The sequence below is a fragment of the Micromonospora sp. Llam0 genome (assembly GCF_003751085.1).
Classification (GTDB): Bacteria; Actinomycetota; Actinomycetes; order Mycobacteriales; family Micromonosporaceae; genus Micromonospora_E.
The window spans coordinates 1,482,443-1,501,733 of sequence record NZ_RJJY01000001.1 but is presented as its reverse complement, the minus strand read 5'-3'; the positions used below and the strand labels follow the sequence as shown (position 1 = coordinate 1,501,733).

Annotated in this window: 17 protein-coding genes; 7 read left to right on the top strand and 10 right to left on the bottom strand. The window is 71.9% G+C overall.

Annotated elements, in window-relative coordinates:
• Positions 1-29 precede the first annotated feature (29 nt).
• Complete coding sequence (locus EDC02_RS06820; protein WP_148083352.1) at positions 30-884, top strand: hypothetical protein; 855 nt, start codon at positions 30-32, stop codon at positions 882-884.
• Between the two features lie 82 nt (positions 885-966).
• On the opposite strand, the gene EDC02_RS06815 is transcribed toward EDC02_RS06820, so the two are convergent.
• On the bottom strand, positions 967-2,841 hold the full coding sequence (locus EDC02_RS06815) for a S8 family peptidase (protein ID WP_123601220.1): 1,875 nt from the start codon (positions 2,839-2,841) through the stop codon (positions 967-969).
• Between the two features lie 322 nt (positions 2,842-3,163).
• Positions 3,164-4,159: a diaminopimelate epimerase gene (dapF, locus tag EDC02_RS06810; RefSeq protein ID WP_123604570.1), complete on the bottom strand. Its 996-nt coding sequence runs from the start codon at positions 4,157-4,159 to the stop codon at positions 3,164-3,166.
• Between the two features lie 276 nt (positions 4,160-4,435).
• Here dapF and EDC02_RS06805 point away from each other — a divergent pair, with 276 nt between their 5' ends.
• From EDC02_RS06805 to EDC02_RS06800, 3 genes are read left to right on the top strand one after another with little or no spacing between them, the layout of a single operon-like run.
• Positions 4,436-5,332, top strand: coding sequence for a hypothetical protein (locus tag EDC02_RS06805; RefSeq protein WP_233605775.1), 897 nt, complete (start codon positions 4,436-4,438; stop codon positions 5,330-5,332).
• Positions 5,319-5,477: an SWIM zinc finger family protein gene (locus EDC02_RS41365; RefSeq protein WP_233605774.1), complete on the top strand. Its 159-nt coding sequence runs from the start codon at positions 5,319-5,321 to the stop codon at positions 5,475-5,477. The genes EDC02_RS06805 and EDC02_RS41365 overlap by 14 nt, the downstream gene beginning before the upstream one ends.
• Positions 5,474-7,510: a DUF6493 family protein gene (locus EDC02_RS06800; protein WP_233605773.1), complete on the top strand. Its 2,037-nt coding sequence runs from the start codon at positions 5,474-5,476 to the stop codon at positions 7,508-7,510. Before EDC02_RS41365 ends, EDC02_RS06800 begins: the two co-directional genes overlap by 4 nt.
• A 366-nt stretch (positions 7,511-7,876) precedes the next feature.
• Here the strand turns inward: EDC02_RS06800 and EDC02_RS06795 are convergent, their stop codons facing one another.
• The 4 genes from EDC02_RS06795 to EDC02_RS06780 form a co-directional block, all read right to left on the bottom strand.
• Positions 7,877-8,563: a TcmI family type II polyketide cyclase gene (locus EDC02_RS06795; RefSeq protein WP_123601219.1), complete on the bottom strand. Its 687-nt coding sequence runs from the start codon at positions 8,561-8,563 to the stop codon at positions 7,877-7,879.
• Between the two features lie 62 nt (positions 8,564-8,625).
• Positions 8,626-9,894: a cytochrome P450 gene (locus EDC02_RS06790; protein ID WP_123601218.1), complete on the bottom strand. Its 1,269-nt coding sequence runs from the start codon at positions 9,892-9,894 to the stop codon at positions 8,626-8,628.
• Complete coding sequence (locus EDC02_RS06785; RefSeq protein ID WP_255500582.1) at positions 9,891-10,193, bottom strand: putative quinol monooxygenase; 303 nt, start codon at positions 10,191-10,193, stop codon at positions 9,891-9,893. The genes EDC02_RS06790 and EDC02_RS06785 overlap by 4 nt, the downstream gene beginning before the upstream one ends.
• Before the next feature lie 83 nt (positions 10,194-10,276).
• Entirely contained in the window at positions 10,277-12,559 is a 2,283-nt protein-coding gene (locus EDC02_RS06780; RefSeq protein WP_123601217.1) for an FAD-dependent monooxygenase, read from the bottom strand.
• A 469-nt stretch (positions 12,560-13,028) separates the two neighbouring features.
• Between EDC02_RS06780 and EDC02_RS06775 the strand changes: the two genes are divergently transcribed.
• Both EDC02_RS06775 and EDC02_RS06770 read left to right on the top strand, forming a co-directional pair.
• A complete protein-coding gene (locus EDC02_RS06775) occupies positions 13,029-13,976 on the top strand; it encodes a hypothetical protein (protein WP_123601216.1) in 948 nt (315 codons plus the stop codon).
• Between the two features lie 270 nt (positions 13,977-14,246).
• Positions 14,247-15,044 carry a septum formation family protein gene (locus tag EDC02_RS06770; RefSeq protein WP_158632077.1) on the top strand — a complete coding sequence of 266 codons (798 nt, stop codon included), beginning with the start codon at positions 14,247-14,249 and terminating at the stop codon, positions 15,042-15,044.
• On the opposite strand, the gene EDC02_RS06765 is transcribed toward EDC02_RS06770, so the two are convergent.
• Genes EDC02_RS06765 through def form a run of 3 tightly spaced genes read right to left on the bottom strand, consistent with a single transcriptional unit; the run spans position 15,035 to position 18,082 of the window.
• A complete protein-coding gene (locus tag EDC02_RS06765) occupies positions 15,035-16,501 on the bottom strand; it encodes an RsmB/NOP family class I SAM-dependent RNA methyltransferase (protein ID WP_123601214.1) in 1,467 nt (488 codons plus the stop codon). The genes EDC02_RS06770 and EDC02_RS06765 overlap by 10 nt on opposite strands.
• Before the next feature lie 58 nt (positions 16,502-16,559).
• Complete coding sequence (gene fmt / locus EDC02_RS06760) at positions 16,560-17,486, bottom strand: methionyl-tRNA formyltransferase (RefSeq protein WP_123601213.1); 927 nt, start codon at positions 17,484-17,486, stop codon at positions 16,560-16,562.
• Between the two features lie 5 nt (positions 17,487-17,491).
• A complete protein-coding gene (def, locus tag EDC02_RS06755) occupies positions 17,492-18,082 on the bottom strand; it encodes a peptide deformylase (protein WP_123601212.1) in 591 nt (196 codons plus the stop codon).
• 227 nt (positions 18,083-18,309) lie between these two features.
• Here def and EDC02_RS06750 point away from each other — a divergent pair, with 227 nt between their 5' ends.
• Complete coding sequence (locus EDC02_RS06750) at positions 18,310-18,876, top strand: hypothetical protein (protein ID WP_233605771.1); 567 nt, start codon at positions 18,310-18,312, stop codon at positions 18,874-18,876.
• Here EDC02_RS06750 and tnpA read toward each other — a convergent pair.
• On the bottom strand, positions 18,819-19,289 hold the full coding sequence (gene tnpA / locus EDC02_RS06745) for an IS200/IS605 family transposase (RefSeq protein WP_123600934.1): 471 nt from the start codon (positions 19,287-19,289) through the stop codon (positions 18,819-18,821). The two genes, EDC02_RS06750 and tnpA, sit on opposite strands and share 58 nt — an antisense overlap.
• Positions 19,290-19,291: the final 2 nt, after the last annotated feature.

Genomic DNA, 19,291 nt, shown 5'->3' with positions numbered 1-19,291 from the left:
CACGCACACACCGACTGGGAGTTCACTTCGTGCACACTACAATGAGGACAGCGCTGCTCGCGGGTGCCTCGGCAGCGGTCCTCGCCGTCACCGCGTGTGGCGGCTCATCAGCCACAACGGACGAAGGCGGCACCGAGACGTCGGGCGTGCTGGCGCAGCTCGCCAGCGACGCCACCGGTTCGTTGCAGAAGACCGTGGAGACCACCGCCAGCGCCAACTCGGCGGCGGTGACGATGACCGGCACCAGCGGTGGGGAACCGGTCGACGTCAGCGGCGTCATCAGCTTCGGCGACTCACCGGCCGCTGAGCTGACCCAGGTCGACCCCGAGGATGGCGAGATCACCATCCGGGTGATCGACACCGCGTTCTACGTGAGCATCCCCGAGGCCGAGCAGGCGTCGATGGACGGCAAGAAGTGGTTCAAGATGGACCTCTCCACCCTCGGCGCCTCCTCGGACGACCTCGCCCAACAGCTCGAAGGCCTGGACCCGGTGAAGAACGTCCGGACCCTGCTGGAGGGTGCGGAGGTCACCGTCGTCGGCGAGGAGACCATCGACGGTGTGCCGACCGTGCACTACACCGCGGCCACCCCGGTGGACACCTACCTGGAGCAGTTCGAGGCCGAGATCCGCGAAGGCATCCAGGAGCAGCTCGCCACCGCCGAGGTCACCGAGGTCGTCGTCGACGTGTGGGTCGACGAGCAGTACCAGCCACGTCGGGTGAAGCTCGTCATGGGCACGATGTCCGACATGACGATGAACTACACCGACTACGGCAAGGCGGTCACCATCGAGGCACCGCCGGCCGCCGAGACGGCGGACTTCGCCGAGCTGATGCAGGACCTGCAGGACCTGCAGGACCTCGCCGACGAACTCGAAGGCTGACCGGCGACAGCGACAGCGAGACCGAGCAGCGACAGCGACGGACCTACCGGGGCACATCCCGGTAGGTCCGTCGCTGTTTCGGCTAGAGGTTCAGCGTCCAGCTGTCCAGGTAGCCGGTGTCCAGGCTGGCCGAGTCCTGCACCCGCAGCTTCCAGGTGCCGTTGGCCACCTCACCGGACAGGTCCCGGGTGTAGGTCTGGAAGATGTTGTCGGTGCTGCCGCCAGACCGGCTGTGCAGCACGTTGATGCTGCCGTCCGGGGCGATCAGCGACACGGTCAGGTCACCGATCCAGGTGTGGTAGATGTTCACCTCGACGGTGCTGGTCGAGCTGGCGTTTCCGGGGCAGCCGGTGATGGTGATCGAGCTCTCCACCGTACTGTTGTCGTTGATCGATACGTCGGTCGAGTTGGTCTGCGAGCAGCCGGGCGGGCCGTTGACGGTGAGGGTGAACGGTGCCGACTGGGCCGTCTCCGGTCCGGTGCCCACCACGGTCAGCGGGAAGACGCCGGTGGCGACCCCGGTGGTGGTGGTGGCGATGGTCAGCGTCGACGAGCCGCCGGAGGTGACCGACGACGGGCTGAATGTCGCGGTCGCACCACTCGGCAGCCCAGTGACGCCGAGGGCGACGGTGTGCGGGTCACCGATCGCGGTGGTGGTGCTGACCGTCGCGGTCACCGAGTCGCCCGGGTCGACCGCGCCGCTGGTCGGAGTGACCGCGAGGGTGAAGTCCTGGGTGGGCGGCTCGAAGTCGCCGATGTACAGCAGCTTGTTCGGGGACCCGCTGCCCGGGTTGCTGACCGCGTTGCTGGTGGCGTCGTCGACCAGCAGGTCACCGATCTGCTGCGGGGTGTAGCCGGGGTTGGCCGCCAACGCCAGCGCTGCCGCCCCGGCGACGTGCGGGGCGGCCATCGAGGTGCCGCTGATCGTGTTGGTGGCCGTGTTGCTGGTGTGCCAGGCCGAGGTGATGCTGCTGCCCGGGGCGAAGATGTCCAGGCAGGTACCCCAGTTGGAGTAGCTGGCCCGGGCGTCGGTGCTGGTGGTGGCACCGACAGTGATGGCGTCGGGGGTGGCGGCCGGCGAGTAGTTGCAAGCGTTGGCGTTGCTGTTGCCGGCGGCGAGCGAGTAGACCACTCCGTCGGCGATCGACCGGGTCACCGCGTCGTTGACCCCTTGGTCGAAGCCGCCGCCGAGGCTCATGTTGGCCACCGCCGGTTCGCCTGCGGCGTGGTCGGCGGTGACCCAGTCGATGCCGGCGATGACCCCGGCGTAGGTGCCGCTGCCGCTGTTGTTCAGCACCCGGACACCGACCAGGGTGACGTCCTTGGCCACGCCGTACGCGGTACCGCCGACGGTGCCGGCGACGTGGGTGCCGTGCCCGTTGCCGTCGTCGGCGCTGCCGCCGTCGACCGCGTCGAAGCCGGTGACGGCCCGCCCGCCGAAGTCGTTGTGGGAGAACCGGATGCCGGTGTCGATGATGTACGCGGTGACGCCGGATCCGGAGTTCGGGTAGGTGTAGCTGTCGTCGAGCGGCAGCGCGGTCTGGTCGATGCGGTCCAGGCCCCAGGACGGGGTGGGGGTCTGGGTCGCGGCGAGGGTGACGGTGCGGTTCTGCTGGACGTAGTCGACCGCGGGGTGGGCGGCGAGGCGCTTGGCTGCCTTCTCGGTCAGCCGGACCTCGAAGCCGCGCAGCGCGGTCGAGTAGGTGCGGGCCACCGCGCCGTCGTGCTTCGCGGCGAGAGTACGGGCGGTGCGCACGACCGCGCCGTGGTCCACCTTCTCTTCGTCGAAGACCACGATGTACGAGCCGGCGACGGTGTTGTCACTGCCCGCGTAGAGAATCTGGCCTTCCGCTGGTTCGGCGTTGGCCGGCGCGGCGAACGCCAGCGTGGCGGTCGCTACTGCGATGGTGGTGAGCCCGAGGCGCCAACGGCGCCGGGATGGCCGGGAGAGCGTCATCTCCCGCCTCCTTTCGATGCACGGCAGGCCGGTTTGTGACAGGCCGACCGGTGACCGGGTACCTGACTGACACAGATGTTAGGCGCAAAACAGATTGATGTAGAGATATGTGATTCTGTCTCGCGTTCCCGTACGCTGGCACCTTTTGCCGATACCGCCCGCACTCCGGATCCGCCCAGCGTCACATTGACGTCTGTCGTCACCGATATGACACCGACCGGACCGGAACCAGGCAGCACCCGGTCGATGGCCGGTCAGGAAATCGGAAGAGCCCGGCTTCGGCCCGGATCCGGCCCAGGTCCGGACCGCGTCGGGTCAGAAATCAGCCGACCGAGGGGTGTACGCCGGCGGCATGCAGCACGGCGTGGTTGTTCTCCCGCGACTGGGCGAACGCCTCGACTTCGTCGACGAACGTGTCCCGCCGTACCGACGCCAAGGTGCCGGCGACGACCGCCGCCAGGTCGACGTCGGCCCGGTAGACGTACGACGCGTTGCCCTGCAGGGTGGCCTGCCAGGCCGCCGGGTCACCGGTCAACCAGGCCGTCGCCACCCCACCCGGGTTTCGGACGGTGATCCGCTCGCCGGCCCCGGCCATGCCGAGCCGCGACCAGACCGCCCGGGAGGCGACGACGCCCGAACCACACGACGGGGTCAACCCGGCGCCCCGCTCGTACGTCTGCACGTAGATCTCACCGCTGTCGAGCGGGAACACGAACGACAGGTTCGCCCCGCGTGGCACCACGTCGGTGGCGGCGGTGATCCGCTCCCCGGTGGCGACCAGCTCGGCCTCGTCGAACTTCTCCACCACCGCGACCAGGTGATCGTTCGGTACGGCGAGCGCGGTCAGCCCGTAGGTCGGGTGCAGCGCCGGCAGCGGGGTGTCGACGTGCGGTTGCGCCACGGCGACCACCGGCTCGGCGGGATCGAAGTCCACCTTCGGCATCTCGACCGCGGTCTGCCGGACCCCTTCCGGCGTCGACTCGGCCCGCAGCACCACGAAGTCGCTGCTCCCGGCCCGGACCACCGCCCGCTCGGCGTCGCGGGTGTCCAGCACCAGCCGCCCGACGCAACGCATCCCGTTGCCGCACAGCTTCGCGAACGAGCCGTCCGGGTTGAAGAACGCCGCCTGCGGCACCGCCGGGCCGAGATCGACGAAGTAGACGCCGTCACCGCCGCCGAGCGGCCCGGACCGGTCGCAGAGCTGGCGGACCAGGTGCGGCACGTCCGCCTCGGCGGCGTAGTCGCCCGGCCGGCCCTCGACGACCAGGATGTCGTTCTGCGAGCCGTGCGCCTTCAGGATCGGCAGGCCTGACCTCATCCGTACGCACTCCCCCCGCTGTCGCTCGCCGCCGCGACCGGCCGACACCGGCCGACCAGTGTCCGACCGGCACCGGCGACCAGTGTACGGCTGCGCCGCCGGCCCGCGATGTCGGTCGGTGCCGGTAGCGTGCGCCACCGTGAACGCCGTCGCGACCTACCGGTACCTGAGCCCGTCCGCCCTGGCCGGTCGGGCACTGACCCTGCAGACCAGTGGCGGCCCGGCCGCCAACCCCCGGTTCTTCACCGGGTTCCTCACCCGGCCAGCCTCGACCCGGTGGTCACCGGCGGCCGCGACCGGCTGCGGTTCGAGTCCTTCTCCGGCTGCTGCGGGGTGTACGCCCGGCTCGACGTCGCCCCGGACGGGCTGGACGGCGACATCGTCGCGCACGGCACCACCAACGTGGACGTCAACCCGCCGCTGCGTGACGCGCTGGCCCGCGTCGGCGGCCTGGACCCGTTGCATCTGTCGGTCGGCCCGGACGACCTGACGGTGTCGACGATGGACTCCTCGGTCGTCGAGCGGAAGGTGCCGCTGCCCCGCCGCTGGCTGCGCGGCTTCGCCGAGGTGCAGGTGATCGCGGCGGGGATGGACCTGCTGGCGGAGATCCCGGCCGTCGAGGCGGCGACGTTGCTGCGCCGGCTGCCCGGTGCCGGCGACCGGTCGGTGCTGTGGGCGGTGCCGGCCGGTCGGTCGCTGCGCCTGACGTCGCGTGCCGCGCCGGGCGCGGTGTGCCTGTCCGGCGCGGGTCGGCTCGCCGCGCTGCGGGGCCTGCTGCGGCACGCGTCGGCGCTGCGGGTGTACGGGCCGCCGGTGGCCGCCGGCGCAGCACCGACAGCCAGCGTGTGGGAGCTGGACCTGGCCGGGATGAGCCTGTCGCTGACCCTGTCACCGGAGCCGGCCCGGGGCTTTCTCCGGCGAAGGCGGCGTCCTACCCGCCCTGGCCGACACGTCCGGCCTGGCCGCCGCCCGGGTGCGCGCTGCGCTGACGCTGCTCGGCACCGCCGGTCGGGTCGGCTACGACCTCGCGCGGGCCGGCTACTTCCACCGGGTGCTGCCCTACGATCCGGGCCGCGCCGAGCGGGACAATCCCCGGCTGACCGCAGCCCGGGCGCTGGTCGAGGCCGGCTCGGTGACCCCGGACCCGGAGGGGGCGACGGTGCGCGCCGGTGACGAGGTCTACCGGGTGCGGCAGTTGACCGACGGCACCCGCACCTGCACCTGCGCCTGGTGGGCGCGGCACCGGGGCGGGCGGGGGCCGTGCCGGCACGCCATCGCGGCCGCGATGGTCACCGCCCCGGTGGGAGTGACGGCGTGACCGAGGCGAGCGACCCGGTCCACCGTCTCGTCAACGGCGACATCACCACCGCCGTGGACACCATCTCCGGGCTCGACGAGGAGCAACGCCGTCAGCTCGGCACCGAGCTGACGGCGTACGTGCGCCGGCACCGCGACGAGTGGTGGTTCCGCTGGCAGGCCACCGCGTTGGCCGTCGCGGCGGTCGGCTGCCTGCCGACCGCCGCCCAGGCCGCCGAGGTGCTGGGGCGCCGCAGCATCTCGCTGCTGTCGACGCCCGCGGCACCGGTCATCGAGGTGGCCCGACGCCGGGGTGTCACCTGGCTGACCGACCTGGCGTACCGGCTCGCCGGGCGGATCGACCGCGAGTCGCCCGGCGACAACTGGTGGTTCATCGCCGACCTGCTGACCGCCGAGCAGGCCGCGCCGCCGACCGACGACCTGTTCGTCCTCGGCTGGGCGGTGACGGCCAGCCGACCCCGCGACCACGAGTGGAGCGTCGCGCTGGTCGACCGGATGCGCCGGCACCCGTTCCTGGACGCGCTGGCCCCCCGGATGTTCGACGTCGACGGGGTCGGCGGTCAGTGGGCGTGGACCGACCAGCAGTCGGACGGTCGGTCGGGAATGCCGCTGGCGTTGGCGCAGCTGGCCGCCGAGGGGCGGCTGGACCGCACGATGCTGCTGGACGGCGCGCTCAGCCGGATGCTGCGCGGTGAGCGTCCGGCCGCGCTGCGGGTCTTCATCGGCCTGCACGACGCACTGGTGCCGACCGGCGACGAGGTGCGCGACCGGCTCCCCACCTACCTGCGGCTGCTCGCCGACGGCCCGTCGACGGCGGCCGCGCTGGCCCAACGGACGCTGCGCAAGCTGCCGGACATCGACCTCGACGCGCTGCTCGACACGGCGCCGGCCGTCCTGGGCCGGCCGGAGAAGACCCTGGTACGGGCCCAGCTGAGCTGGCTCGATCAGCTGGCCCGCCAGAATCGCGCCCAGGCGGCGCGGATCGCCGCTGTGCTGGCCGTCGCCGCCGATCATCCGGCGGTCGACGTCGCCGACCGGGCGGCCGCGCTGGCCGCGAAACACGGCCACCGGGTGGCGGCGCCCGCCGAGGTCCGCCACGTCGGCGACGCCCTGCCCCCGGTGCCACCGCCGGCTCCGGCGCCACCGCCGATCACCCATCCGGACGAGCTGGCCGAGGAGATCGCCGCGCTGTTCGGCGGGTCGTCGACCGACGCGCTGGGCCTGGACCGGATCCTCGACGGCCTGATCCGGTCGACCGCCACCGACCGGGCCGCCACGGTGGCGGCGCTGACCCCGGTGCTCGACCGGGCCGGTGTGCTGGCCTGGTCCTCGCGGCCCGAGGAGAGGTTCGGCGGCCTCGGCGGCGCGCTGCGGATCCTCGCCGGCAGCGAAGATCCGGCGCCGCCACGGAGCTGGCAGGTGCTGCTGTCCACCTGGGGCCAGCAGCAGGCCTCTGGGCAGCGGCCCGCCGACCCGCAGCAGGCGGTGCTGCGCCGGCTGCGGCGGACCCGGGTCGCGGAGATCGGCCGGGCCGTCGCCGGGGCCGGGGCGGCTGAGTTCACCGGTCCCGGGACGACCGGGCTCGCCGGTCTCGGGGGCGCGGGCCTCGTCGCCGCACCGTCGCTGGCCACCGGGGCGGTGGCAGCGGACGAGCTGTTCGACCGGCTGGCCCGCCTCGGTGAGCGCCAGCCGTGGCCGGCGGACCTCACCCAGGCGCTGCTGCGGTTGCCGGCCGTCGTCGACGAGCCGCTGGCGGCGAAGGCGGCGGCGTTGCGCACCCCGGCCGGGCAGGCCCTGGCCGGCGCAGCTGCCCGGCTATCGAGGGCTGGTCGCCGCGTACCTCCTGCCGTTGGTCGCCGGCAGCGCGGACCTCGACGAGCCGGGCGGCGCCACGCTGCTGCCGATGCTCGCCGAGTGCACCGGCGAGACCACGCCGGCGCTCGACCTGGCGGTGGCGTACGGGCTGGCCGCCCGGCACGAGGCCGACCGGGTGGCGGCCGTCGACGCGCTGCTGATGCTGGCCGCCGCCGGTGAGCTCGACGCGGTGGCGGTCGGTGGTCACCTCGGGGCGCTCGCCGCCGACAAGATGATCACGCTGTCCCGGGTCGTCCAGCCGTTACGGGACGCGGCGGCGGCCGGCGCACCGCTGACCACCTGGCGGATCCTCGCCGCCGCGCTGCCCGCGCCGCTGACCGTCCAGCCGGCACCGCGCGGGCTGCCGGACCTGCTGGCGCTGGCCGCGCAGACCGCAGCGGTGACCGGCGTGCGCATCGACGTGCCCGGGCTCGCCGACGTCGCCGCCCGGGGCGGCTCCAGCCGGCTGGTCACCGAGGCTCGACGGCTGGTCGCCGCCTCCCGGTAGCCGGCCGGCGGCGACCGCCGGTCACCGCACCGTCGGAGTCAGTCCTCGGCCCGCCAGCGGTAGTACTCCTTGGCGACCGCGTCCACCGGGCCGCGCCAGGCGTCCTGGTTGTACGGGCTGATGTACGGGCTCAGCTCCTCCATGATCTTGCCGAACTTCGGCTTGTCGTGGATCCGGGCGTCGTCGGCGGTGTGCGGGACCGAGCGTTCCAGCAGGTGCACGTAGACGTCGTCGATCGAGTAGAGCCAGCGTGCGGTCACGCTCATCTCGACCGGCAACGTGCCGGCATCGGATTCGGTGAAGATCCGGGCGACGTTGTCCTCCGCGCCGGGCTTGATCCGCCCGACGATCACGGTCAGATGCCGGCCGGCCTGGTCCGGCCCGGTCCCTTCCGCCGGGCCGGTCCCTTCCGCAGTCCAGCGGTAGAACTCCTTGGCCACCGAGTGCGACGGGTTCTGCCAGTTGCGCGGGTACGGGGTGACGTACGGGCCGATCGCCTCGGCGATCTCCTTGAACGCGGGCAGGCCCCGGTTCTGGCCGGAGACCGCCGGGTCCTCGTTGCGTTCGACGATGTGGATGTAGAGGTCGTGGTGGGACAGCAGGATGCGCCCGATGACGCCGAAGTCCTGCGGCCGGGTGGCCTTGTCGTAGTGGCCGAAAGTCTTGGCGATCTTGTCCTCGCTGCCCGGCACCATGCGGCAGACGATCACGTTGCGGAAAACCATGGCAACTCCTCGCAGAACGGTGGGGATCAGCCGGGTCGGTTCGCCCGGTGGTCGGTGGTGGGTCAGCCGGCGGCGGTGAACCGGACCGGCAGTTCGAGCAGCCCGCGAAACGGCGAGGCCGCCGGGAGTCGGCGCAGTTCGGCGGCCGGTACGGCCAGCCGCAGGTCCGGCAGCCGGCGCAGCAGCCCGCCGACGCCGGTCCGGGCCTCGATGCGGGCCAGCGAAACCCCCAGGCAGTAGTGCACCCCGTGGCCGAAGCCCAGGTGGGGTCCACGTCCGCTGGTCACGTCGAGGCGGTCGGGGTCGGTGAAGTGGTCCTGGTCGCGGTTGGCCGAATTGAGCACCACCCCGACCGCCGCCCCGCGCGGAATGCGGACACCGTCGTACTCGACGTCCTCGGTGGCCACCCGAGGGCTGGCGATCGGCAGCGGGCCGTCGAAGCGCAGCAGCTCCTCGACGGCCGCCGGCAGCAGCTCGGGCCGAGCCCGCAGCAGCTCGTACTGTCCGGGATTGGTCAACAGGGCCAGCATGGCGTTGCCGATGAAGTCGGCGGTGGTCTGGTGACCGGCGAACAGCAGCAGGAACGCGGTGGAGACCAGCTCCCGTTCGGTGAGCGCCCCACCGTGGTCACAGGCGTCGATCAGGGCGGTGAGCATGTCGTCGGCCGGCGTCGCGCGTTTGGCCCGGACCAGCCCGGTCAGGTACTCGTGCAGCTGTGCCTGTACCTGCTGCACCGCCGCCCGCTCCTGGTCGGGCGGTCGGCTGGCCGAGCCGGAGGTCCGGATCACCTGGGTCCAGCCGAGCACCTGTTCGTGGTCGGGTTTCGGCACGCCGAGCAGCTCGCAGATCACCACCATCGGCAGCGGTACGGCGAACTGGTGCATCAGGTCCGCCTCGCCTCTCGGCGCGAACTTGTCGAGCAGGTCGTCGACGACCTGGCCGATCCGGGGCCGCAGGGCCTCGATCCGCCGGGGCGCGAACGCCTGCGACACCAGCCGCCGCAGCCGGCTGTGCTCCGGCGGATCCGAGTTGAGCATGTTCTTGTTCAGGCCCTCCGAGTTCGGCCCGAAGAACCGCAGGTAGTGGCCTTCCGGGCCGTACAGGTCCTTGGACAGCCGGGGGTCGGTCAACGCCGCCCGCGCGTCGTCGTAGCGGGTGATCAGATAGGAGTCGAACCGGGGTGAGGCGACCAACCGGACCGGGCACTGGGCGCGCATCCGGGCATAGGTGGGGTACGGGTCGGCGGCGTACCCGTCGGTGTAGAACTCCGCCGCCGGGACGGCCTGCTCGGCGGACCCGACCGGCTCGGCCGGTCGTTGGTCGGCGGTCATCGCGGCTCCTCTCGTTCGCTCGGCACGCTGTGCAGCACCTGGTAGGTGTGCCGCTGCGCGGATTCGCGCAGCTCCCGGATCACCCGCAGCAACCGGTCGCGCTGCGCGCTGCGACCGAACGCGTCAAGGCGTTCCCGGTCCGCCCAGTCGGTGATGATCAGGTAGCTGCGGGGATCGTCGGCGTCGCGGACCAGGTCCTGGCGCAGGCAGCCGTCCAGGGTGCGGATCTGATCGGCGATGGCCTGCCACTCGGTCTCGAACCGCCGCTCGCACCCGGGGCGGGTCCGCATCGACAGCACCGCGCGGACCGGACCCGGTCGGTCCGGCTGACCCGGCTGACCCGGTGGGTCCGTCTGGTCTGTCTGGTCCGGGAAAGCGGCGGTCACCGGACACCGCCGTTGAACACCAGGTGCAGGTGGTGGCGTAGCGCCTCGACGTCGATCGGCTGGCTGCGGAATCCGACGTACCCGTCCGGCCGGATCAGGTAGGCGGCGGCACCGGCGGTGCCGTACCCGGCCCGGAACCCGCCGGCGGCGTCGTGGAGCACCGGTGGATGGTCCGCCGGCGGGGCCGGCGTGTCCGGGCTGAGCAGCAGGTAGACCTCGACTTCGCCGTACGTGCGTTCCGGCAGGTCGGCGCTGAGCTTGTCGATGGGGGCCAGAGTGGCCTCGTCCGCCGTCCGGTCGGCGTAGAGCAGCAGGGTGTGCCGGGTCCCCCGGGTGAGCTCGTGCAGCCGCAGCGGGTGTCCGACGCCGCGTCGACGCAGGCCGGACACGTCGGGAGCGCGCTCGCCCGGGGCCGGGCCGGTCCGCAGCGCGTCGACGGTGGCCAGCGACTCGCCGACCAGTGGACTGTCGGCGTAGCTGACCAGCATCGACATCTCCTGCAGGAACTGCCGTTCGAGGTCCTCGCGCTCCAACTCGTCGGTGAAGGCCAGCCGCACCGCCCGCCCGACGACCTCCTCCCCCTGCGGTCGGCGCTCGATCTGGTAGCTGTCCAGCAGGCCGGGCGCGGCGACACCACGGACCGCCAACGCCAGCTTCCAGGCCAGGTTCCAGGCGTCCTGGATGCCGGTGTTCATGCCCTGACCGCCGGCCGGCGGATGCAGGTGTGCGGCGTCGCCGGCGACGAAGATCCGCCCGTCGCGGTAGCGGTCGACGATGCCGTGACTGATTCGGAAGATCGACGACCAACGCAGGTTGGACGCGGTCGTCCCGGCCGGGGCGAGCTGGTCCAGCACCGCCTGCACGTCGGCGAGGGTCGGTTCGCCGAGTTCGGCGCTGAACCCGGGCGGGGCGTTCTCGCCGCGGGTGGCGGCGAAGTAGCGCGGCGGCGCCATCGTCGCGATCCGGTAGCGGGACTCACCCCGCAGCGGTACGCAGACGAGCATGTTGTCCAGCTGGCCGTCGGTTTCGTGGATGAACCGCAGCAGGTGGCCGGCGGGCATGTCCCAGTCGACGTCGACGTCGCCGAGCATGAACAGTTGCGGGAATCGGCCCAGCCCGCCGGTGAAGGTGAGGCCGAGCAGTTGGCGGACCCGGCTGTGCGCGCCGTCGGCGCCGACAAGGAACTTGGCGCGGACCGTCTCGGTGCCGCCGTCGGCGTGGGTGAGGTTGGCGGTGACCCCGTCGTCGTCGCTGGTGAAGTCGACCAGTTCGGTGCCGCGTCGGGGCCGTACGCCGAGCGTGGCGAGCCGGTCGGTGAGGATCCGTTCGGTCTCGTACTGCGGCAGCCCGAGGTGCGCGTACGGCAGCCCGGGCAGTTCCCAGCTGCCCCGGTGCACCTGGTGTCCGTTGACGAAGACCGCCTGACCGACCAGCCAGCTGCCGGCGTTCATGGCCGCTCGGTCGACGCCCTGGTCGGCCCAGATCTCCATGGTGCGGCAGTGCACCCCGATCGCCTTGTCGGCCTGGTCCGGCGGGCTGGTCAGTTTGTCGATCACCTGGCAGTCGACGCCCCGGCGGGCCAGTTCGATCGCCGTGGTCAGCCCGGTCGGTCCGGCGCCGACCACCAGCACGTCCGTGGTGGTGTGCCGGGCGGCGGGTCGGCTCGCGACCGGCTGGACGGGTCGCGGGTCCGGGTCGAATGCGCGGAACACCCGTGGCCGGATGCCGACCAGGAACTCGGCGATCGGTCCCGCTTCGGCCCGCTCGTGGTCGGGGTCGTCGATCCAGCGGCGGAACAGCTCCGCACCGCGCCACTGCGCGAAGATGTGGTGCACCGCTGATCCGGGTTCGCGCAGCAGTTCCTCCCCCAGGTAGCCGGGTACCGCGGCCATCCGGGCGACGACCTCGGCGTGGCCGCGCTGGAACTCGGCGACCCGGTCTGCCGGTACGTCGACCGTCACGTCCACGTACATCAGCGAGTCCGGGTCCGGCCGGCTGCCCATCACCCGGTAGCTGTCGGGGGTCACCGGCTCGCAGGCGGCTTCGACCACACCGGCCAGGTACGCGGCGACCGGCCCGTTCTCGTAGTGGTGCCGGGCTGCCTCGTCGGTCCACTCGGCGACCATCACGTAGGTCGACGGATCGTCGGCGGCGACGAGCAACTGCCACAGACGGTTGCCGGCGCTACCGGCGACCCGGTCGGCAGCGGCTCGCCACGCGGCTTCGACCGTCTTCTCGGATCCACCACGGGCTCGGATCCGCAGCATCGTCCTGATCATGTGGGCTCCCTGACGGCTCACGCGACACTGGTTGGCGGGCCGGGTGACGACCGGGTGTCGCGGAGGTCGTGCGGCCGGTCCGTGCTGCGGTCGACGATCTCCGACGGGCCGTCACGCGGTCGTTACCGGCGGCGGGCGGGCCGGGTCCGGCCGGTGACGCCGCGGCGACGCCCCGTCCGGTCAACCGCCTGAATGCGTTTCACCCTCATTTTCCGTTCCGATTTCACCGACTTTCGGAAAATCACCCATCCAGTGGAGACGAAACACCACAGAAACCAGCCCTCCGTAGCCGACTTCACGCTGCCTTACGTGCTACAAACTCATCTGGCACCTAGCAGTTCAGTGAAATGCGAAAGGGGCAACCTCGTTGAGGATCATTCAATTTTCCACAGGCGGCAGAGGCGGGGCCCACCGCGCCGTCGAACCGCGCTCGGTCGGCAACCGGAAACGGAGGATCATACTCGGTTCGGTGGTCGCGGCGGCCCTGCTGGGCGGTGCCACGATCGCACCGCAGGCGTACGCGACGACCACCTTCGACGGACCGGGTATCCGCACCGACGTGGTGGACGCGGTCACCGGCGAGCCGGTGGCCGACATCTGCGTATTCGCCGTTCCGGTATTCACATTCAGCTTTTCCGACGTCTGTCCGACCCGCAGCGACGCGCGGGGCCGGGTGAATGTCTCGGTTCCCGGGCCGGGTTCCTACAATCTGTTCGCGCTGCCCGACTCGGGTAGCCAGTACGGTGCCCAGTGGGTCAGCCAGGACGGTGGAACCGGCACCCAGAAGAACGCACGGTGGTTCACCTTCTCCGCCGACGAGGTGCGGCCCGGGCCGACGATCCGCCTGGACCAGCGCTCGGTGATCGTCGGCACCGTGCAGGGCGCCGATGACGAGACCCTGGTGAACGGGACGGTCGGCATCGTGGCGCCGGTCGCCGACGGTTCGCGGGATCCGCGCTACTCGCCGGTCGACGACGAGGGCGCGTTCGTCATCGACTGGCTGGGGCCGTACGAGTGGCCGCTGCTGTTCAAGGCGGACGGCTACCCGTACCAGTGGAGCGGCCACGTCGGTAATCGGCTGCGCGCCGACCTGGTCGCGGCGGACGTCAACGCCCCGCCGTACGCGTACCAGTTGGAGGCCGGGACCTCGGTGAGCATCGAGATCGCCGACCCACCGCAGGGTCCGGGCCAGCTGGAGCTGCTCAACGTCAGCACGAAGGACCCGGTGGGGATCGTCGAGCTTGCCGACGGGTCGACCGGGGCGTCGCTCATGGTCCTGCCGCGCCAGCAGGTGAAAATCCACTGTGTCTGCAGCGGCGAGCACCGGTGGCATGGCGGCACCGACTTCAGCAGCGCCACCGGCGAACCGATTCGTACCAACGGTCCGCAGAGCATCACGTTCGTCCAGCCCGCCTGATCCGCCACTAGTTGTCCGGCTGCGGCCCGCTGCTCCATCGTGGAGCATCGGGCCGCAGTTCGTTGAATCGGCAGGTCATAGTTACTGTAGAGAGTCGTTTGACTACATGAAGTACACTTAGCTGTCTACGATCTTCCAACCACGGGGAGGGCGTACGACATGCGGTGGTGGATAAGGCTGGTTCTGGCGGTCGCGGTTCTGACGGCAGCGGCGGGATGCGCGCCCGCCGTCCGGTCCGACATCGGAGATGGCGACCTGACCAACGACTGGGTGGGGATCGCCACACCGAAAGTGTTCGTCCCACGGGCCGGCGAGTGCCATCCGGTCGCCGCCGGCACCGTCGGCCAGGGCACCGAGTACACACCCGTCGACTGCGGACAATCTCACGAGGTGGAAACGGTCTTCGTCGGGATCTTCACCGGGGTGTACGGCGTACCGGACCACTCCCCCGCCCTCGGCTCGTCCAGCCGGCGGGCCGCCCGCACCGACTGCGACCAGCGGGTCCGCGAGTTCCTCGGCGACGACTGGCAGGCCGGCCGACTCCGGCTCGAAGTCGTCGTCCCGTCCACGACGGCCTGGAACGGCGGCGCCCGCTGGTACCGGTGCGACGTCGGCGAGGTGGTCAGCATGCAGGACCGCACCTTCGTCGCCCGCACCGGCAGCCTCGCCGGCGCCCTCGACCGGCCGAGCCCGCTGCGCTGGGGCTGCTTCAACCCGAGCGCCAACGCCGCCGGCGACGTCGGAGTCCTCGCACCAGTCGCCTGCACCGAGCCGCACCAGAGCGAATTCGCCGGCCTTTACCTGGAAGCCGACCTGCTCTACGAGGACTTCGCCGCGAACGCCGACCAGGTACACCAGCGGTGCCGCCGGGTGGTCGCCGACTACGCCGACCTACCCGTCAACGACGACCTTCGACACCGCTTCGGCACCATCTACGACTACCCGTTCAAGGACGAGTGGGACGACGGCAACCTCGCCGTACGCTGCCTGCTCTGGCGTGACGAACCACCGCTGACCCGATCGGTACGCGACGGCGGCACCGACGCCCTGCCGGTCCGTCAGAGCTGACCGACCCGACGCAGCAACGCCACGAACATCGCGTCGGTGCCGTGCCGGTGCGGCCACAGCTGCACCGACGGCCCGGCGCCGAGCCCCGGCATACCCGCCGGCAGCAACGGCCGGGCGTCGACGAAATCCACCGGTACGCCGGACCTGCGCGCAGCCTCGGTCACCGACACGTGCGTCTCCACCCGGTGCGGCGAACACGTCACGTAGGCCACCACGCCGCCCGGCCGGACCGTCCGCAGCCCGGCGGCGAGCAGCTCGCGCTGCAACCGGGTCAGCGGCGGCAGGTCCGACGGCTGACGCCGCCAGCGCGACTCGGGACGGCGACGCAGCGAACCGAGCCCGGTGCACGGCGCGTCCACCAGCACCCGGTCGAACGACGCCTCGGGCAGGTCCGTCCCGGCGCCCACCCGACGACCGTCGGCGACCTGCACCGCCACCGGCAGCCCGCGTACCGCCTGCTCCACCAGCCGGGCCCGGTGCTCGGCCACCTCCACCGCGGTCACCTCGGCGCCGCGACCGGCGGCCAGCGCGCCGAGCAGCGCCGCCTTACCACCCGGACCGGCACACAGGTCCAGCCACCGCCGGTCCGAACCGGACACCTCGGCGGCGGCCAACACCGCCGCCACCAGCTGCGAGCCTTCATCCTGCACGTGCGCCCGGCCCTGGCGGACCGCCGGCACCTCACCCGGCGCCCCGCCCGGCAGATAGACGGCGTACGGCGAGAACGCGCCCGGCGCCCCGCCGGTGGAATCCGCCAGCTCGACCGCGTCGACCCGGCCCGGTCGGGCGCACAGGTGCACCGGTGGCGGCTCGTTGTCCTCGATCAGCAGCCGGGTCGTCTCGGCCAGGCCGTCACCCGGGTCCTCACCGAGCGCCTCCGCGAACGCCCGGACGATCCACGGCGGATGGTGGTAGGTCGCCGCCAGGTGACCGACCGGGTCGGCGTGCTCGTCCGGTGCCAGCTCGGCCAGCCAGTCGTCCAGGTCCCGGGTGGCGATCTCCCGCAGTACGGCGTTGGCGAACCCGACCGCCCCCGGCGCCACGTCGTGCACCAGGTCCACCGTGGCCGACACCGCGGCGTGCGCCGGAACCCGGGTACGCAGCAGCTGGTACGCGCCCAGCCGCAGCGCGTCACGGGCCGGTGGGTCGATCCGGTCCACCTCCCGCCCGGCCGCCCGGGCGATGATCAGATCCAGGGTGCCGACCAGCCGCAGCGTGCCGTAGGTCAATTCGGTGGCGAAAGCGGCGTCACGGCCCCGCACCTCCCGGTCCCGCAGGATCGTCGGCAACACCAGATTGGCGTAGGCGTCGTCGCGGTACACCGCCGCGACCGCCTCGTACGCCGCGTCCCGCGCCGGGTCCGCCCGCCGACGACGACCACGCTGCCCCCGGTCGCCCCGGCCGCTCGCGACCGCAGGGCTCACTCGCTGCACTCGTTCGCTCCTCGCGCTCACCATGACCGCCCTCCGCTCACGACTGCGGGGCTCACTCGCTGCGCTCGCTCACTCCTCGCGCTCACCCGAAGAACTCGCCGGTGGTGACGCGGGCGCCGCGCGCCCAGTCCGCCGCCGACATGGCCTTCTTGCCGGCGGCCCGGACCTCGCCGAGCGCGACCGGCACAGTGGCCGTGCCGACCAGCAGGCGGTTACGTTCGGCCAGCACCTCCCCCGGCTTCAGCTGCGGGCCGTCCGGCACCGGCCGGACCGGCCCGAGTTTGACCCGCTCGTCGCGGAACGTGGTCCAGGCGCCCGGTGCCGGGGTGCCGGCCCGCACCCGCCGGTCCACCGCGAACGCCGGATCGGTCCACCGCACCCGGACGTCGTCGACGGTCAGCTTCGGGGCCAGGGACACCCCGTCGCCGGGCTGCGGCACCGCCCTGGCGGTGCCGGCGGCGATCCCGTCGAGCACCGCGACCAGCAGCTGCGCGCCGCTGGACGCCAGCCGCTGCAGCAGGTCACCGGCGGTGTCCGTCTGGCCGACCTGGTCGGTCACCGTACCGAACACCGGGCCGGTGTCCAGACCCTCCTCCAGCTGGAACACGCTCGCGCCGGTCACCTCGTCGCCGTGCAGCACCGCGTGCTGCACCGGAGCCGCCCCGCGCCAGGCCGGCAGCAGGGAAAAGTGCAGGTTGATCCAGCCGTGGGCGGGGATGGCCAGCGCGGTCGGCGGGACCAGCGCACCGTAGGCGACGACCGGCACGCAGTCCGGGGCCAGCTCGGTCAGCCTGCTGAGGAACTCCGGCTCCCGCGGGCGCTGCGGGGTCAGCACCTCGATCCCCCGCTCGTCGGCCCAGGCACCGGCCGCGGAGCGGACCAGCCGACGGCCCCGCCCGGCGGGGGCGTCCGGCCGGGTGACCACCGCGACGAGGTCGTGGCCGCTGGCGGCGATCGCGTCCAGCGCGGGGACGGCGACCGCCGGAGTACCGGCGAAGACGAGTCGCATCGCCGTCACCCGCCCAGACCGAACGGGCTGGTCGCCGCACCCGGGCGGAACAGACCACCGGGTGAGCGGTGCGGACTGACCTTCACCGTCGGCGGTGCGGCGGCGTCGTACCAGTCGGCTTCGCGGATGGCCTTCATCGCCTCCTTGCGGGTGGCGGCGTCGAGCCGGTCCAGGAACAGCACCCCGTCGAGGTGGTCCGTCTCGTGCTGGACGCAGCGGGCCAGCAGACCGCTGCCGACGATCTGCATCGGGTCGCCGTACTCGTTGAAGCCCTTCGCGACGACGTTCTGTCGACGTCTGGTGTCGAAGTAGAGCCCCGGGATGGACAGGCAGCCTTCCGGGCCGTCCTGTTCCTCCTCGTCGGGGAAGTCCAGCACCGGGTTGACCAGGTGGCCCAGCAGGTCGTCGACGTGGAACGTGAAGACCCGCAGCCCGACGCCGAGCTGCGGCGCGGCGAGGCCGGCACCGTTCTGATCGGTCATGCTGTCGGTCAGATCGGCGACGAGCCGGCGCAGCTCGGCGTCGAAGTCGACCACGGGCTCGGCCGCAGTGCGCAGCACCGGGTCGCCGAAGAGTCGGATGGGCTGGACGGTCACGCGGTCAGGCTCCTTGTCGTGGGCAAACGGTGCCTCCAGTCTACGGGCGTACGCCGGACGTGGTGACGGACGCGGTGGTCACTCGGGCGACCGCGACCATGAAGCCGTGGAGACGGTATTGACGCCGTGGTGATCCGGCCGTAATACTCCGTTCCTGTTAACGCTCACATCGATGAAATCGGTTGGGCCGGAGTCAGGGCCATGGCCGGGCGATCAGGAGGCAGCCCATGTTCCGACGATCCGCACGACCCGGGCTGGCCGGCAGCGCACTGCTGGTCGGATCGCTCGTCGCCGCCGGGGTCGCGGCCGCCGGGCCGAGCCTGGCCGACCCACCGCACCCGGAGCCGGAGTACGCCATCACCGTCGACCCGGCCGGTGCCGGCGTGCCGATCAGCGACACCATGTACGGCGTCTTCTTCGAGGACATCAACTACGCCGCCGACGGCGGCCTCTACGCCGAACTGGTCCGCAACCGATCCTTCGAGTTCCTCCCGGTGGACAACCAGTCGTTCACCGGGCTGACCGGCTGGACCCCGGGTGCCGAGGCCGGCGGGGCGGGCACCGCGACCACGGTCGACGACTCCGGGCGGCTCAACGACCGCAACCGCACCTACCTACGGCTCGACCTGGCCAACAGCGACGGCGGACGCTTCGGGGTGACCAACTCCGGTTACAACAGCGGGATCGCCGTCGAGGCCGGCCAGCGCTACCGGAATGCGGGCCAGTGCTCCGGCCTTCAGGCCGGGGGTGAAGGCCCGCGCTGGGAGGGCCGCCAGGCCCGAGCAGTGCCTTGACCGGGACGGTTCTGCTGCTCGATGTACTGCTTGATGACGCTCAAGGGTGCGCCGCCGACAGACCCGGCGAAGTACGAGCCGGACCAGAGTTTGTTGGCCCGGTAGTAGTGGCGCACCAGGTCGGGGAACTCCTGCCGGAGGCGGCGCGAGGAGACCCCTTTGAGGCTGTTGACCAGCCTGGCCACGGCGACCTTGGGCGGGAAGTTGACCAGCAGGTGGACGTGGTTGTTCTCGCCGTTGAACTCGACCAGTTCGGCCTCGAAGTCGGCGCACACGTCTCGCATGATCGCCTCCATCCGGGTCAGGTGCCGGTCGGCGAACACGTTGTGCCGGAACTTCGTCACGAAAACCAAGTGGACATGCATCGCGAAGGTGCAGTGCCTGCCGGTGCGGACGCCTTGAAGTTCGACCATAA